This window comes from Streptomyces poriferorum (assembly GCF_019399235.1).
Classification (GTDB): domain Bacteria; phylum Actinomycetota; class Actinomycetes; order Streptomycetales; family Streptomycetaceae; genus Streptomyces; species Streptomyces poriferorum.
Map to the genome: position 1 here is coordinate 14,765 of NZ_JAELVH010000108.1, position 12,994 is coordinate 27,758.

12 protein-coding genes are annotated in these 12,994 nt (G+C 72.4%); 1 reads left to right on the top strand and 11 read right to left on the bottom strand.

The features are described from left to right. Positions 1–173: 173 nt before the first annotated feature. Genes JGS39_RS19705 through JGS39_RS19715 form a run of 3 tightly spaced genes read right to left on the bottom strand, consistent with a single transcriptional unit; the run spans position 174 to position 1,923 of the window. Positions 174–761, bottom strand: a complete 588-nt coding sequence (locus JGS39_RS19705; protein ID WP_219570505.1) for a hypothetical protein — start codon at positions 759–761, stop codon at positions 174–176. Positions 762–821: 60 nt separating this feature from the next. Beyond that, entirely contained in the window at positions 822–1,325 is a 504-nt protein-coding gene (locus tag JGS39_RS19710; protein WP_219570506.1) for a GNAT family N-acetyltransferase, read from the bottom strand. Positions 1,326–1,377: 52 nt separating this feature from the next. Continuing rightward, complete coding sequence (locus JGS39_RS19715) at positions 1,378–1,923, bottom strand: GNAT family N-acetyltransferase (protein ID WP_219570507.1); 546 nt, start codon at positions 1,921–1,923, stop codon at positions 1,378–1,380. A 107-nt stretch (positions 1,924–2,030) separates the two neighbouring features. Between JGS39_RS19715 and JGS39_RS19720 the strand changes: the two genes are divergently transcribed. Then, a complete protein-coding gene (locus tag JGS39_RS19720) occupies positions 2,031–2,606 on the top strand; it encodes a DcrB/PsbP domain-containing protein (RefSeq protein WP_308120540.1) in 576 nt (191 codons plus the stop codon). Between the two features lie 18 nt (positions 2,607–2,624). Here JGS39_RS19720 and JGS39_RS19725 read toward each other — a convergent pair whose 3' ends face one another. The 8 genes from JGS39_RS19725 to JGS39_RS19760 form a co-directional block, all read right to left on the bottom strand. After that, positions 2,625–3,206, bottom strand: a complete 582-nt coding sequence (locus JGS39_RS19725; protein WP_219570508.1) for a TetR/AcrR family transcriptional regulator — start codon at positions 3,204–3,206, stop codon at positions 2,625–2,627. Next, positions 3,194–3,928 carry an enoyl-CoA hydratase family protein gene (locus JGS39_RS19730; protein ID WP_219570509.1) on the bottom strand — a complete coding sequence of 245 codons (735 nt, stop codon included), beginning with the start codon at positions 3,926–3,928 and terminating at the stop codon, positions 3,194–3,196. Before JGS39_RS19730 ends, JGS39_RS19725 begins: the two co-directional genes overlap by 13 nt. Beyond that, positions 3,925–5,505, bottom strand: coding sequence for a 4-coumarate--CoA ligase family protein (locus tag JGS39_RS19735; RefSeq protein ID WP_219570510.1), 1,581 nt, complete (start codon positions 5,503–5,505; stop codon positions 3,925–3,927). Before JGS39_RS19735 ends, JGS39_RS19730 begins: the two co-directional genes overlap by 4 nt. Positions 5,506–5,612: 107 nt before the next feature. Beyond that, the gene (locus JGS39_RS19740) at positions 5,613–6,773 is read right to left on the bottom strand and encodes an acyl-CoA dehydrogenase family protein (RefSeq protein ID WP_219570511.1); all 1,161 of its coding nucleotides are present in this window, start codon (positions 6,771–6,773) and stop codon (positions 5,613–5,615) included. Next, positions 6,770–8,722 carry an ATP-binding protein gene (locus tag JGS39_RS19745; protein ID WP_219570512.1) on the bottom strand — a complete coding sequence of 651 codons (1,953 nt, stop codon included), beginning with the start codon at positions 8,720–8,722 and terminating at the stop codon, positions 6,770–6,772. The genes JGS39_RS19740 and JGS39_RS19745 overlap by 4 nt, the downstream gene beginning before the upstream one ends. 11 nt (positions 8,723–8,733) lie before the next feature. Then, the gene (locus JGS39_RS19750; RefSeq protein ID WP_219570513.1) at positions 8,734–10,332 is read right to left on the bottom strand and encodes an acyl-CoA carboxylase subunit beta; all 1,599 of its coding nucleotides are present in this window, start codon (positions 10,330–10,332) and stop codon (positions 8,734–8,736) included. Next, positions 10,329–12,041 (bottom strand): acyclic terpene utilization AtuA family protein, encoded by a 1,713-nt coding sequence (locus JGS39_RS19755; protein WP_219570514.1) that lies wholly within the window; start codon positions 12,039–12,041, stop codon positions 10,329–10,331. Before JGS39_RS19755 ends, JGS39_RS19750 begins: the two co-directional genes overlap by 4 nt. Then, positions 12,038–12,832 carry a TIGR03084 family metal-binding protein gene (locus tag JGS39_RS19760; RefSeq protein ID WP_219570515.1) on the bottom strand — a complete coding sequence of 265 codons (795 nt, stop codon included), beginning with the start codon at positions 12,830–12,832 and terminating at the stop codon, positions 12,038–12,040. Before JGS39_RS19760 ends, JGS39_RS19755 begins: the two co-directional genes overlap by 4 nt. Positions 12,833–12,994 lie beyond the last annotated feature (162 nt).

The window sequence follows — 12,994 nt, forward strand, 5'->3', positions numbered from 1 at the left end:
ACACATACCCGGGTCAAGGCCGCGCGCAGGTCCGGAAGCCGATCGCGATCGTGTACGCGTCCCAGGTACCGGGCCGCGACGGGCCGTTACGGATGTCGTCCGTACGGCGACGTCGGCCGCCCCGGACCACGGCCATCCGTATCCACCGACAGGAACCAGGTACGCACCAGGCTCTAGAGCTTGCCGGCGAGGACCACGATGCGGTGGCCGCCCAGCCTGCGGCCGATCTCACGGGTGAAGCCGGAGGTGAGCTCCGCCCAGCCCCAGAAGGTGAACCCGAGGTGCCCGCACGCGTAGTAGTCGTCCTCCCAGCTCCACCGGTCGATCCCGCAGGCGCCGAGGCAGGACGGGCAGTGCACGATCCCTTCGCCACCGCCCTCGGCCCAGTCGTGGAACCGCCCCTCGAACGGCTCCCAGGCGGAGTCGATGGGCTCCCACACCTCGTCGACCAGCCGGATCTCGGTCCGGCAGAGCGGGCAGACAGCCGCGCCCACGTCTCCTTGGCCGCTGTCGAAGACCGTACGGCCGGTCTGGACGTGGAGCCCGTTGGACCACAGGTCGACCGGGTCCGGGTCATCGACGGCCTTGGCGAAGTGCGGGCCGGGCGCGTGACCGTATCCGTCGCCGCCCAGGACGCAGTCGGTGCGCTCGGCGGCCACGATGCCTTCGGCGATCAGCCAGTCCAGGACCCGGGCCCCGAGCTCCTGCGCGTCCCGCTCGGTGGCGTCGAGGTCGACGACCGTCTGGAAGTAGTCCCCCATGATTCCCCTCGGTTCCTCAGCTCGAGTCGTGCAACGGGCGGACGCGCGCGCCGGCGGGCCTCACGGCAACGGGCGCGTCAGCCAGACCACTTCGCCCTTCTCCTCCATCGAGACACGGTGCCGCTCGAACCCGAGCTTCTCGAGAACGCGGAACGACGGTGTGTTCGCCGCGTCGACGGTCGCCCCGAGCCGCTCCCGCCCCGTCGCCGCGGCGGCGTCGAGCACCGCGCGGGCCGCCTCGGTGGCGTAGCCGTGGCCGTGCACCCGTTGGAAGAGCTCGTACGCGATCTCGGGCTCCTCCGGCGTGGAGCGGCCGATGATCAGCCCGCAGTAGCCGATGAAGTCGCCCTCGACGCGGCGCTGGATGGGCAGGAGCGCGATCCCCGTCGTCTCCGTCGCCGCGATCAGCCGCGCGATAAGTGCCCGGGTGTACTCGAGCGTGGACGTCCCTTCGCCGCGTTCGGCGCGCAGGGCGCGGAGTTCGGCGGCGTCCGAATCCGCCCACGGGCGCAGGATCAGCCGCTCCGTCTCCAGGTGGAACGACATCGTCTCGTACGTGGCCATGCCCCGCCCCTGCCCTCCACGGATCCAGCCGAATCATGTGCCCCGGACGACGTCAGGGACGGTTGAGGCCCCACGTCTGGAGGACGAACGGCCGGCCCTTCTCCTCGCCCTCGATCAGGGGTACGTCGAGGAGGCTGAAGCCCGTCCTCTTCGCCACCGCGACGCTGGACGTGTTCTCGGCCTCCAGCTCCAGGATCACCTGCTCCACGCCCAGTTCCTCGAAGGCGTACGCGGCCATCACCCGCACCGCCCGCGCGGCCAGGCCCTGGCCGCGGTGTGCGGGGCCGACCGCGTAACCGATCTCGTTGCCCTCGGGGGCACGCCGCAGCATGACCTCGCCGAGTGCCGCGCCACCGTCGGTGGTGATGGCGAGCAGGACCGTCGTGCCCTCACGCCGCAGCTGCCGGGCCCGGTCCAGTCGCATCCGGGCGGCCTTCTCGTCGAAGGGCGAGACGATCGGGGTCCAGTGCGCGACGTCGGGGTGGTCGAAGAGGTCCGGCATCGCTGCCAGGTCCGCCTCCGTCCAGTCGCGCAGGACGAGCCCTTCGCCCGTGAGTTCGATGTGGTCGGGGAAGGGGGGTGTGGTGGTGCCGCTCATGCTGCGGACCATATACGCGCAACTTGCTGACACCAAGGCGATTCCTGGGACACACTCTGGCTCCGGACCATGACAGACCGGTCCTAACCAGGGGAAGGCGGGACTCCGTGCTCGACGATATGCGGCAGTTACGGAAGGTCGTCCGAAGACGGGACGTGCTGCGATACGGGGGAATCGGCCTGCTCACGGTCGCCCTGGCGGCCTGCTCCAGGGACAAGGGCTCCGACGGATCACTGGAGGCACCGGGCGCGGCGGGCGGGCCGACCGCCAGGCCCACGGTCGCCGGGGCGGCGGTCGAGGCCTTCGTCAGCGGTGCCTGGAAGCTCTCGTACTCCCCGCAGGGGCAGGTCAACGACGAGTACCGGCGGATCGCGTTCACGGGCCGCCGGTGGAGTCTCGACGGGGACGACGAGACGGGCTCCTTCGAGCTCTCCGGGAGCGAGCTGGTGGTCCGGGTCGACGGCCGGACCTCCGACAACGTATGGGCCGCGTCCGGCATGCCCGCCACGGTCGGCGAGAAGGCCGCCCTCACCCTCCAGTGGGGCCATGACGAGGAGTCCGGCCCCGTCGACCCCGGCTCACCGGTGGACACCACACCCACGCCGCTGCCCGTCGTGTGGGACGGCAGGACGCTCAGGATCCAGGCCGGGAACGGCCTGGAGATCACGGCCGTACGCGCCTGACGGCGGCGCGCCGCCCGCTCATCGGCCCAGCGCCCCGTCCAGCAGCTCCGCCCACTGCGCCACGACCCGCCGCCGGCGGGCCGTGTCGTCGGTGAGGACGTTGGCGAGGCCGAGGCCGCGGGCCATGTCGAGGAGGCCCTGGACCGTTTCCCGTACGCCGGGGCGGGTTTCGTCGGCGTTCAGGAGGCCGACCGCGATGCGGTGGGTCTCGCGGCCGACGCGCGCTTCGAGTTCGGTGACGCGGGGGCGGAGCTGTTCCTCGTTGGAGGCGGCGACCCAGAGTTGCAGGGCGGCGCGGAAGAGCGGGCCGGTGTAGAGGTCGACGAGGGCGGCGACGACGGCGGCGCGGTCCTGGTCGGGGACGGCGCGCAGGGCGGCGGAGCGTTCCTCGGCGACGTATTCGACGGCCGCGGTGAACAGGTCCTCGCGGGTCGGGAAGTGGTGCTGGGCGGCGCCGCGGGAGACGCCTGCGCGCTCCGCGACGGCGGAGACGGTGGAGCCTGCCCAGCCGTGTTCGGCGAGGCAGGCGACCGCGGCTTCGAGGAGCTTCTGCCGGGTGGCGCGGCTGCGGTCCTGCTTGGGTGGTGTCACAGCAGCCATGCGGGATCCCGTCGTTCCAGGAAGGCCGTCATCCCCTCCCGTGCCTCGTCGGAGGCGAAGAGTGCCGCGGAGCGGGCGATGAGGTCTTCTGCGTACTGGTCGAAAGTCTCCCGCACAGTAGCCGTGACCAGCTCCTTCGATGCGGCCAGCCCCTGGGGCGAGGCCCGGCGCAGTCCGTCGAGTACCGGTACGAGCGCCTTGTCCACGTCCTCGGCGGCGAGGGTGACGAGGCCGGCACGGGCCGCCTCCGTCGCGTCGAAGCGTTCGCCGGTGAGGTAGTAGCGGGCTGCCGCACGGGGGTCGAGGCGGGGCAGCAGCGGCAGGGAGATGACGGCGGGGGCGAGGCCCAGGCGGGATTCGGTGAGGGCGAAGGAGGAGCCGGGGCCGGCCACCGAGATGTCGCAGGCGCCCAGCAGTCCGAGGCCGCCCGCCCGGACGTGGCCGGTGACCCGGGCGACCACCGGTTTCGGGAGCGTGATGATCTGCCGCATGAGTGCGACGAAGGCGTGCGGGTCGGCCGGCGCCTTGAGGTCCGCGCCCGCGCAGAACGTGTTGCCGGTGTGGGTGAGGACCACCGCCCGTACCGTGTCGTCCGCCGCGCAGGCGGCGAGGGCTTCGGACAGGCCGGCCACGAGCGGTGTGCTCAGCGCGTTGCGGTTGGCCGGGGAGTCGAGGGTGAGCGTGGTGACGCCCCGGTCGTGGATGGGTGGGGCGAGGGTCATCCTTGTTGCTCCTTCTCCCTGTCGCGCAGTTCGCGGCGCAGGATCTTGCCCGAGACCGCGCGCGGCACGGAGTCGACGAACTCCACGCGGCGGATCTTCTTGTACGGGGCGACATGTGCGGCGACGTACGCCATGACGTCCTCGGCTGTGAGGTCCTCGGTGGCCGGCCGGCGTACGAGGAAGGCCTTCGGGATCTCGTTGCCGTCGGCGTCGTTCACGCCGATGACGGCGGCGTCGGCGATCGACGCGTGACCGAGGAGGAGCGCTTCGAGTTCGGCGGGGGCGACCTGGTAGCCCTTGTACTTGATCAGTTCCTTGACCCGGTCCACGACGAAGAGCCAGCCGTCCGCGTCGACGCGTCCGACGTCACCGGTGTGCACCCATCCGTCGCTGTCGATCATGGCTTCGGTGGCTTCGGGGCGGCCGAGGTAGCCCTTCATCACCTGCGGGCCGCGGATGAGGATCTCGCCGTCGGCGTCGATCCCGAGGTCCGTCCCGGGGTCCTCGATGGACGTGATCCGCATCTCGGTGCTCGGCAGCAGCTTCCCCACGGCTCCGGGCGGCGGGTCCTCGGCTTCGAGGGGCACGACATGGGTGCCGGGAGAGAGTTCCGTCATGCCGTACGCCTGCCGTACGGGCGGAATGCCGAGGCGGGCGGAGCAGGCGGCGGCGAGGTCGGCGTCCAGGGGCGCCGCGGCGCTGACGATGTATTCGAGGGAGGAGAGGTCGTAGTCGCCGACGGCCGGATGCTTGGCGAGGGCCAGGACGATGGGCGGGGCCACGTACAGCCCGGTGATGCGGTGTTCCTGGATCACGCGGAGGAACTGGTCGAGGTCGAAGCGGGGCAGCACGACGACGGTGGCCCCGCAGCGCAGCGGGACGTTCATCAGGGCGGTCAGCCCGTAGATGTGGAAGAAGGGGAGGACGGCCAGGATGCTGTGGCCGGGTTCCATGGGGATGAAGGGGCGCAGCTGCTCCAGGTTGGTGCCGATGGAGCGGTGGGTGAGCATGACGCCCTTGGGGGCGCCGGTGGTTCCGGAGGAGTACGGGAGCGCGGCGATGTCGTCGGGGCCGAACTCGATCTCGGGTTCGGGGGCGGTGGAGCCGAGCATGTCGAGCACGGACGTGTGCCCCTCGGCCCGGTCGCAGACGAAGATCTCCTGGATGCCGCCGGCGAGCGCGGCGGCCCGGCGGGCGACGTCGAGGAACAGGGACACGGTGACGATCCAGCGGGCGTCGGAGTCGTTGAGCTGCTGGGCGAACTCCTCGGCCGTGGACAGCGGGTGCACGGTGGTGACCGACGCTCCGGCGCGCGTGGCCCCGTAGAACACGGCGGGGTAGGCGATCGTGTTGGGGCTGTGCAGGGCCAGGACGTCGCCCTTGCGGACGCCCGCCCCGGCGAGGTGGGCGGCGATGCGGCGGTGGAAGGTGTCGAGCTGGGCGTACGTGACGGAGAGGCCGTTCGTTCCGTCGATCAGGGCGACGGTGTCACCGAAGGCCGCAGCCCCGCCGAGGACCGTTTCGTGGATGGGTGTTTCGAGGGGCGGAACGTCTTCGTACTCGCTGTGGAACACCATGACGGTTCCCTTCGACGCGGGTAGGACACGGGAGGGCTGGGCCCTGGCCGGTGAGGGGGAGCCGGTCAGGGGGACTCGGTGAGAAGGAGGCGGCCGGCAGGAGGCGGTCAGTACGACTTGGGGAGCCCCAGGGACTGGTGGGAGACGTAGTTCAGGATCATCTCGCGGCTGACCGGCGCGATCCTGGCCACCCGGGACGCGGTGATCAGGGACCCGAGGCCGTACTCGCGGGTGAGGCCGTTGCCGCCGAGGGTGTGCACGGCCTGGTCGACCGCCTTGACGCAGGCCTCTCCGGCGGCGTACTTCGCCATGTTGGCGGCCTCGCCCGCGCCGATGTCGTCGCCGTCGTCGTAGAGGCGGGCGGCCTTCTGCATCATCAGGCGGGCCAGTTCGAGCTCGATGTGGGCCTGGGCGAGCGGGTGCGCGATGGCCTGGTGGGCGCCGATGGGCTCCTTCCAGACCTGGCGGGTCTTCGCGTACTCGACGGCGCGGGCCAGGGCGTAGCGCCCCATGCCGATGCCGAAGGCGGCGGTCATGATGCGTTCGGGGTTGAGTCCGGCGAAGAGCTGGAGGAGCCCGGCGTCCTCCTCGCCGACGAGTGCGGCGGCGGGCAGGCGCACGTCGTCGAGGACGAGTTCGAACTGCTTCTCCGCTGCCTGGAGTTCCATCTCGATGTGGGAGCGCCCGAAGCCGGGTGCCTCGCGCGGGACGATGAACAGGCAGGGCTTCAGCTTGCCGGTCCTGGCGTCCTCGGTGCGCCCGACGATCAGCGTGGCGTCGGCGATGTCGACGCCGGAGACGAAGACCTTGCGGCCGTTCAGCACCCACTGCTCGCCGTCGCGGCGGGCGGTGGTGGTGATGCGGTGGGAGTTGGAGCCGGCGTCGGGTTCGGTGATGCCGAAGGCCATGGTGAGGCTGCCGTCGGCGAGGCCGGGGAGCCACTGCCGCTTCTGGTCGTCGGTGCCGAAGCGGGCTATCACGGTGCCGCAGATGGCGGGCGAGACGACCATCATGAGGAGCGGGGAGCCTGCGGCCCCCAACTCCTCAAGTACTATAGCGAGTTCGGCCATTCCGCTGCCGCCGCCGCCGTACTCCTCGGGGAGGTTCACGCCGAGGTAGCCGAGCTTGCCCGCCTCGGACCACAGTTCCCGCGGGTGTTCGCCGTTCCGGGCGCAGGCGGTGGAGTACTCCCTGCCGTACCGCTTTCCGAGTGCGGCGACGGCGGCGCGCAGTGCCTGGTGCTCTTCGGTTTCGAGGACGGTGCTCATGCGGTCGGTTCCTCCTGTGCGTCAGTGACGACGGCGAGCAGTGCGCCGACCTCCACCTGGAGGCCGACTGCGGCGTGCAGGGCGGTGAGGGTGCCGGAGGCGGGGGCGAGGATGCGGTGCTCCATCTTCATCGCCTCCAGCCAGATCAGGGGCTGCCCGGCCTCGACGGTGGCCCCGGCCGCGAGTCCGTCCGCGAGGCGGACGACGGTGCCGGGCATCGGGGCGAGCAGGGAGCCGGGTTCGGTGCGCTCGGCGGGGTCGGTGAAGCGGGGCAGGGCGGTGAAGGTGTGCGAGCCGGTGGCGGTGTCCACGTACACCCGGTCGTCGCGGGCGAGGATGTCGAAGTGCCGGGTGACATCGTCGCGTTCGAGGGTGACGCGGGCCCGGCCGGCGGAGACCACCCGCAGGCCCTCCACCTCGACCGCCACGCCGTCGCGGGTGCGGCGGTAGGCGATCTCGTGCTCGCGGCCGTCCGGCTCGCTGCGGTAGCGCCTGAGCTGGGGCTGCGAGGGCAGGTTGCGCCAGGCGCCGAAGCGAATGAACCCGCCCGCGATGGAGGTGGCGTTGCGGGCCGCGGCGGCGAGGGCGGCGGCGGTGGCGGCGAGCCGTTGGTCCGCCTCGTCGGCGCCGCGGGTCAGGGCTGCCAGGTGCCGGTCGTAGAAGCCGGTGTCGAGGCGGGCGGCGACGAAGTCCGGGTGGCGCAGGGAGCGTACGAGGAGGTCCCGGTTGGTGACGGGGCCGTGGATGCGGGAGCGCTCCAGGGCGCGGGCCAGCAGGCGTGCGGCTTCGGTGCGGGTGGGGGCGTGGGCGATGACCTTGGCGAGCATCGGGTCGTAGTGCACGCCGATGGTGTCGCCGCTGGTATATCCGGTGTCCAGGCGCAGTCCCGGCTCGTCCGGCACATCGAGCAGATGCAGTGATCCGGTCTGCGGCTGCCAGTCCCGGGCGGGGTCCTCGGCGTAGAGCCGGGCCTCGACGGCGTGCCCGGTGGGCTGCGGGGGCGCGGTGGAGGGCAGCGGTTCGCCCTCCGCGACCCGTAGCTGAAGGGCGACGAGGTCGAGGCCGAACACGGCCTCGGTGACGGGGTGTTCGACCTGGAGGCGGGTGTTCATCTCCAGGAAGTACGGACGTCCGTCGGCGGCGACCAGGAATTCGACGGTGCCGGCGCCCCGGTAGCCGACCGCTCGCGCGGCGGCCGTGGCGGCGTCGCGCAGCCGGTCCCGGAGTTCGTCGTCGAGGCCGGGCGCGGGCGCCTCCTCGATGACCTTCTGGTGGCGACGCTGGAGCGAGCAGTCGCGGGTGCCGAGCGCCCAGACGCCGTCGTGCTCGTCGGCCATGACCTGGACCTCGACGTGCCGGCCGCGCTCCACGTACGGCTCGGCGAACACCTCGCCGTCCCCGAACGCGGACAGCGCCTCGGCGGCCGCGGCCGTCAACTCGCCGGGCAGATCGCCCAGTTCCCGCACGATCCGCATGCCGCGCCCACCGCCGCCCGCTGCCGCCTTGAGCAGCAGCGGCAGGTCCTCGGCGCGGGCCGCGGCCGGGTCGACGGGAGCGAGGAGCGGCACCCCGGCGGCGGCCATCAGCTTCTTGGCCCGGGTCTTTGACGCCATCAGCTCGATCGCCTCGACCGGCGGACCGACCCAGACCAGCCCCGCGTCCTGCACGGCGGCGGCGAATCCGGCGTTCTCGGAGAGGAAGCCGTACCCGGGGTGGACGGCGTCGGCGCCCGCCGCGAGCGCGGCGGCGACCACGAGATCGCCGCGGAGGTACGTGTCGGAGGGCGCGGCCCCCGGCAGCCGTACGGCGGTGTCGGCCTCCCTCACGTGCAGGGCTCCCGCGTCCGCGTCGGAGTACACGGCGACGGTCGCGATGCCGAGCGCGCGGCAGGTACGGAAGATCCGGCAGGCGATCTCGCCCCGGTTGGCGACCAGCAGAGTGGTGATCATGCGGGGGCTCCTCACATCCGGAAGACGCCGAAGCCGCCGCGGGCGCCCTCGACCGGTGCGGTGTGGATGGCGGACAGGCACATCCCGAGGACGGTCCTGGTGTCGCGGGGGTCGATGACCCCGTCGTCGTACAGCCGCCCGGACAGGAACATCGGCAGGGACTCGGCCTCTATCTGCTGCTCCACCATGGCGCGCAGCGCGGCGTCCGATTCGTCGTCGTACGGCCGTCCCTTCGCGGCGGCGGAGGCGCGGGCGACGATGGAGAGCACCCCGGCCAGCTGCTGCGGGCCCATGACGGCGGACTTGCTGCTGGGCCAGGCGAACAGGAAGCGCGGGTCGTAGGCCCTGCCGCACATGCCGTAGTGCCCGGCGCCGTACGAGGCGCCCATCAGGACGGACAGGTGCGGGACCTTCGAGTTCGACACCGCGTTGATCATCATCGCGCCGTGCTTGATGATGCCGCCCTGCTCGTACTCCTTGCCGACCATGTAGCCGGTGGTGTTGTGGAGGAACAGGAGCGGGATGTCGCGCTGGTTGGCGAGCTGGATGAACTGGGCGGCCTTCTGCGACTCCTCGCTGAACAGCACGCCCTGCGCGTTGGCGAGGATGCCGACCGGGTAGCCGTGCAGCCTGGCCCAGCCGGTGACCAGGCTGGTCCCGTAGAGCGGTTTGAACGCGTCGAAGTCCGAGCCGTCGACCAGCCGGGCGATGACCTCGCGCGGGTCGAAGGGCACCTTGAGGTCGCCGGGCACGATGCCGATCAGCTCGTCCTCGTCGTACTTCGGCGGCTCGGCCGGTCCCGGATCGGGGTGGGCCTTCCGCCAGTTGAGGCGGGCGACGATGCGGCGGGCCTGGCGCAGCGCGTCGTGCTCGTCGACGGCGAAGTGGTCGGCGAGACCGGAGGTGCGGGCGTGCATCTCGGCGCCGCCGAGCGACTCGTCGTCGCTCTCCTCACCGGTGGCCATCTTGACAAGGGGCGGACCGCCCAGGAAGACCTTCGACTGCTCCTTGATCATGACGGTGTGGTCCGACATGCCGGGGACGTACGCGCCACCGGCGGTGGAGTTGCCGAAGACGACGGCCACGGTCGGGATACCGGCGGCCGACAGCCGGGTGATGTCGCGGAACAAGGCCCCGCCGGGGATGAAGATCTCCTTCTGGGACGGCAGATCGGCACCACCGGACTCGACCAGGCTGATGGCCGGGAGCCGGTTGGCGAAGGCGATCTCGTTGGCGCGCAGCGCCTTCCTCAGCGTCCAGGGGTTGGAGGCTCCGCCGCGTACGGTCGGGTCGTTGGCGGTGATCAGGCACTCGACGCCCTCCACCACCCCGATCCCGGTGACGAGCGACGCGCCGACCGCATAGTCGCTGCCCCAGGCGGCGAGCGGCGACAGCTCCAGGAACGGGCTGTCCTCGTCGACCAGCAGCTCGATCCGCTCCCGGGCCAGGAGCTTGCCGCGCTTGCGGTGCCGCTCGATGTACTTCTCGCCGCCGCCCTCCAGCGCCTTGGCGTGCGCGGCGTCCAGCTCGGCGAGCTTGTCGAGCAGGGCGGCGCGGTTCGCGGCGTATTCGGGGCTCGCGGTGTCGAGCCCGGTGGGCAGGACGGTCATGCGTGCACCTCCGGTGCGTCGGCGCTGTCCAGCAGGGCCACGGGTATCTCCAGCCGGCGCGAGCGCAGCCACTCCCCCACGGCCTTGGCCTGCGGGTCGAAGCGGTGCTGGGCGGCGACGCCTTCGCCGAGGAGACCGTGGACGGTGAAGTTCAGGGCGCGCAGGTTCGGCAGGACATGGCGTACGACGGGGAGGCCGGCGGTCTCCGGGAGGAGTTCCCGCAGCCGCTCGACGGTCAGCTCGTGGGCCAGCCACCGCCAGGCGTCGTCGCCACCGACCCACACTCCGATGTTGGCGTCGCCGCCCTTGTCGCCGCTGCGGGCGCCCGCGACGAGCCCGAGCGGCGCGTCACGGGTGGGACCCGCGTCCAGCGGCGCCGGCAGCGGCGGCTGTCCGGCCTCCGCCAGGGTCCGTGTCCGGGCGGGCGGCTCCTGCGTCTCGCGCCGCCCGTCGGGCAGCACCGCCACGTGGTCCACGTCCCCGGCCGGTACGTACCGGGCCTCGAACACCCCGTAGGGCGCGCCCTTTCCGGGCGGGGCGGTGACGTGGAAGCCCGGGTAGCTGCCGAGGGCCAGCTCGATCGCGGCGCCGGACAGGGCGCGCCCCACGGCGTCGGGGTCCTGGTCGCGGACGACGAGCCGGAGCAGGGCGCTCGCCGTCTCCTCGGTCGTGGCGTCGGCCCTGTCGGTGCGCGCGAGCTCCCAGCGCACCTCGTCCGGCTGCCGCCCGGCCCGGGCGAAGGCGTCGGCGATCTGGTCGCGGACGAGCTGCGCCTTGGCGTCGATGTCGAGTCCGGTGAGCACGAAGACGACCTCGTTGCGCCAGCCGCCGAGCCGGGTGAGGCCGGCCTTGAGCGTGGGCGGCGGGGCCTCGCCGCGTACTCCGGAGATCCGGACCCGGCCGGGACCGTCGGCGGCCAGTCGTACGGTGTCGAGCCGGGCGGTGACGTCGGGGCCCGCGTACCGGGCGCCGCCGGTCTCGTACAGCAGCTGGGCGGTGACGGTGCCGAGGTCGACGACGCCGCCCGTGCCGTCGTGCTTGGTGATGACGGAGCTTCCGTCGGCGTGGATCTCGGCGACGGGGAAGCCGGGGCGGCGGATGTCATGGCCGCGGAAGAAGGAGTAGTTCCCGCCGGTGGCCTGGGTGCCGCACTCCAGTACGTGTCCGGCGACGACGGCTCCGGCGAGCGCGTCGTGGTCCTCGGGCCCCCAGCCGAAGTGGGCGGCGGCGGGTCCGGTGACGAGGGCGGCGTCGGTGACCCGGCCGGTGACGACGATGTCCGCCCCGGCCCGCAGGCAGGCGGCGATGCCCGCCCCGCCGAGGTAGGCGTTGGCGGTGAGGAAGCCGTCCGGCACGGGGAGGCTGTCGCCCTCGACATGGGCGACGCGCACGGGCACGCCCACCTTCTCGGCCAGCTCCCGCACCGCGTCGGCCAATCCGGCCGGGTTGAGCCCGCCCGCGTTGGTGACGATCTTCACCCCGCGCTCGTGGGCGAGCCCGAGTCCTTCCTCCAGCTGGCGCAGGAAGGTGGTGGCATATCCGCGCCCGGGGTCCTTGAGCCGGCTGCGGCCGAGGATGAGCATGGTGAGCTCGGCGAGGTAGTCGCCGGTGAGGACGTCGAGCGGGCCGCCGGTGAGCATCTCGCGCACGGCGTCGAAGCGGTCGCCGTAGAACCCCGAGGCGTTGCCGACCCGCAGCGGCGCGGTCATCGGTCCGACTTCGGGGCGCGCCCGGCCCCGGCGGGCCCGGCGAAGGCCTGCGCGATGCCCAGCCAGGTGTCGGCGTCGGTGCCCTCGGCCCGGACGGCGAGGTCGTCGCGGTGGACGCGCTGGGTGACCAGCAGGCAGAAGTCGTGCAGGGGCCCGGTGACGCGCTGGTCCGCGCCCTCGGGGCCGTACGCGATCAACTCGCCGTCCGGCCCTTCGAGTTCCACCCGGAACTCCTCGCCGGGCGGCTGGATCCCCCGGACGAGGAAGGCGTAGTCGCGGGCCCGGACCCCGATCCGGGCGACGTGCCGCAGCCGGGCGGTGGGGGCGCGGGTGACTCCGAGGGCGTCGGCGATGTCCTGGCCGTGCGCCCAGGTCTCCATGAGCCGCCCGGTCGCCATGGAGGCCACGCTCATCGGCGGCCCGTACCAGGGGAACCGGGTCCCGGAGGGGGCCGCCCGCAGGGCCTCCTGGAGACGCTCCCGGCCGGTGCGCCAGCGGACGAGGAGGGCGTCGGGTGCGTACGCGGCGACGACCTCCTCGGCGGCCCGGTCGACGAAGCCCTCGGGGTCCTTCATCGCCCTGTCGACCTCGTCCCCGAACCGCTCGGGCTCCGTGACGGAGAGCAGCGCGACCTCGTCGGTCCAGCTCAGATGGGCCACCTGATGGGCGACGGTCCACCCCTCGGCGGGTGTGGCGCCCGCCCATTGCGAGGCGTTCAACCCGGCTACGAGCAGGTCGAGTTCCTCACTCTCGCTGCGCAGGTCGTCGAGCACGGCTGCGGCATCGGACACGGTGCGCTCCCCTCGGGGCGTGGCGGTGTGTCCCGGAGCCTGCCAGCGGGACGTAAAACAATCAAGCATGCTTGCATGATTTTTCCCGCTCCGGGTGCCGCCGCCCCGGGGGCCCCGCGAGCCCGGCCCGGTCCGAACGGGAGGCCCTAGGTGTATTGCCCT

Bases quoted from the DNA above. Each gene is read 5' to 3' on its own strand.
- JGS39_RS19705 (WP_219570505.1), bottom strand. From the start codon at position 761: ATGGGGGACTACTTCCAGACGGTCGTCGACCTCGACGCCACCGAGCGG.
- JGS39_RS19710 (WP_219570506.1), bottom strand. From the start codon at position 1,325: ATGGCCACGTACGAGACGATGTCGTTCCACCTGGAGACGGAGCGGCTG.
- JGS39_RS19715 (WP_219570507.1), bottom strand. From the start codon at position 1,923: ATGAGCGGCACCACCACACCCCCCTTCCCCGACCACATCGAACTCACG.
- JGS39_RS19725 (WP_219570508.1), bottom strand. From the start codon at position 3,206: ATGGCTGCTGTGACACCACCCAAGCAGGACCGCAGCCGCGCCACCCGG.
- JGS39_RS19730 (WP_219570509.1), bottom strand. From the start codon at position 3,928: ATGACCCTCGCCCCACCCATCCACGACCGGGGCGTCACCACGCTCACC.
- JGS39_RS19735 (WP_219570510.1), bottom strand. From the start codon at position 5,505: ATGGTGTTCCACAGCGAGTACGAAGACGTTCCGCCCCTCGAAACACCC.
- JGS39_RS19740 (WP_219570511.1), bottom strand. From the start codon at position 6,773: ATGAGCACCGTCCTCGAAACCGAAGAGCACCAGGCACTGCGCGCCGCC.
- JGS39_RS19745 (WP_219570512.1), bottom strand. From the start codon at position 8,722: ATGATCACCACTCTGCTGGTCGCCAACCGGGGCGAGATCGCCTGCCGG.
- JGS39_RS19750 (WP_219570513.1), bottom strand. From the start codon at position 10,332: ATGACCGTCCTGCCCACCGGGCTCGACACCGCGAGCCCCGAATACGCC.
- JGS39_RS19755 (WP_219570514.1), bottom strand. From the start codon at position 12,041: ATGACCGCGCCGCTGCGGGTCGGCAACGCCTCGGGGTTCTACGGCGAC.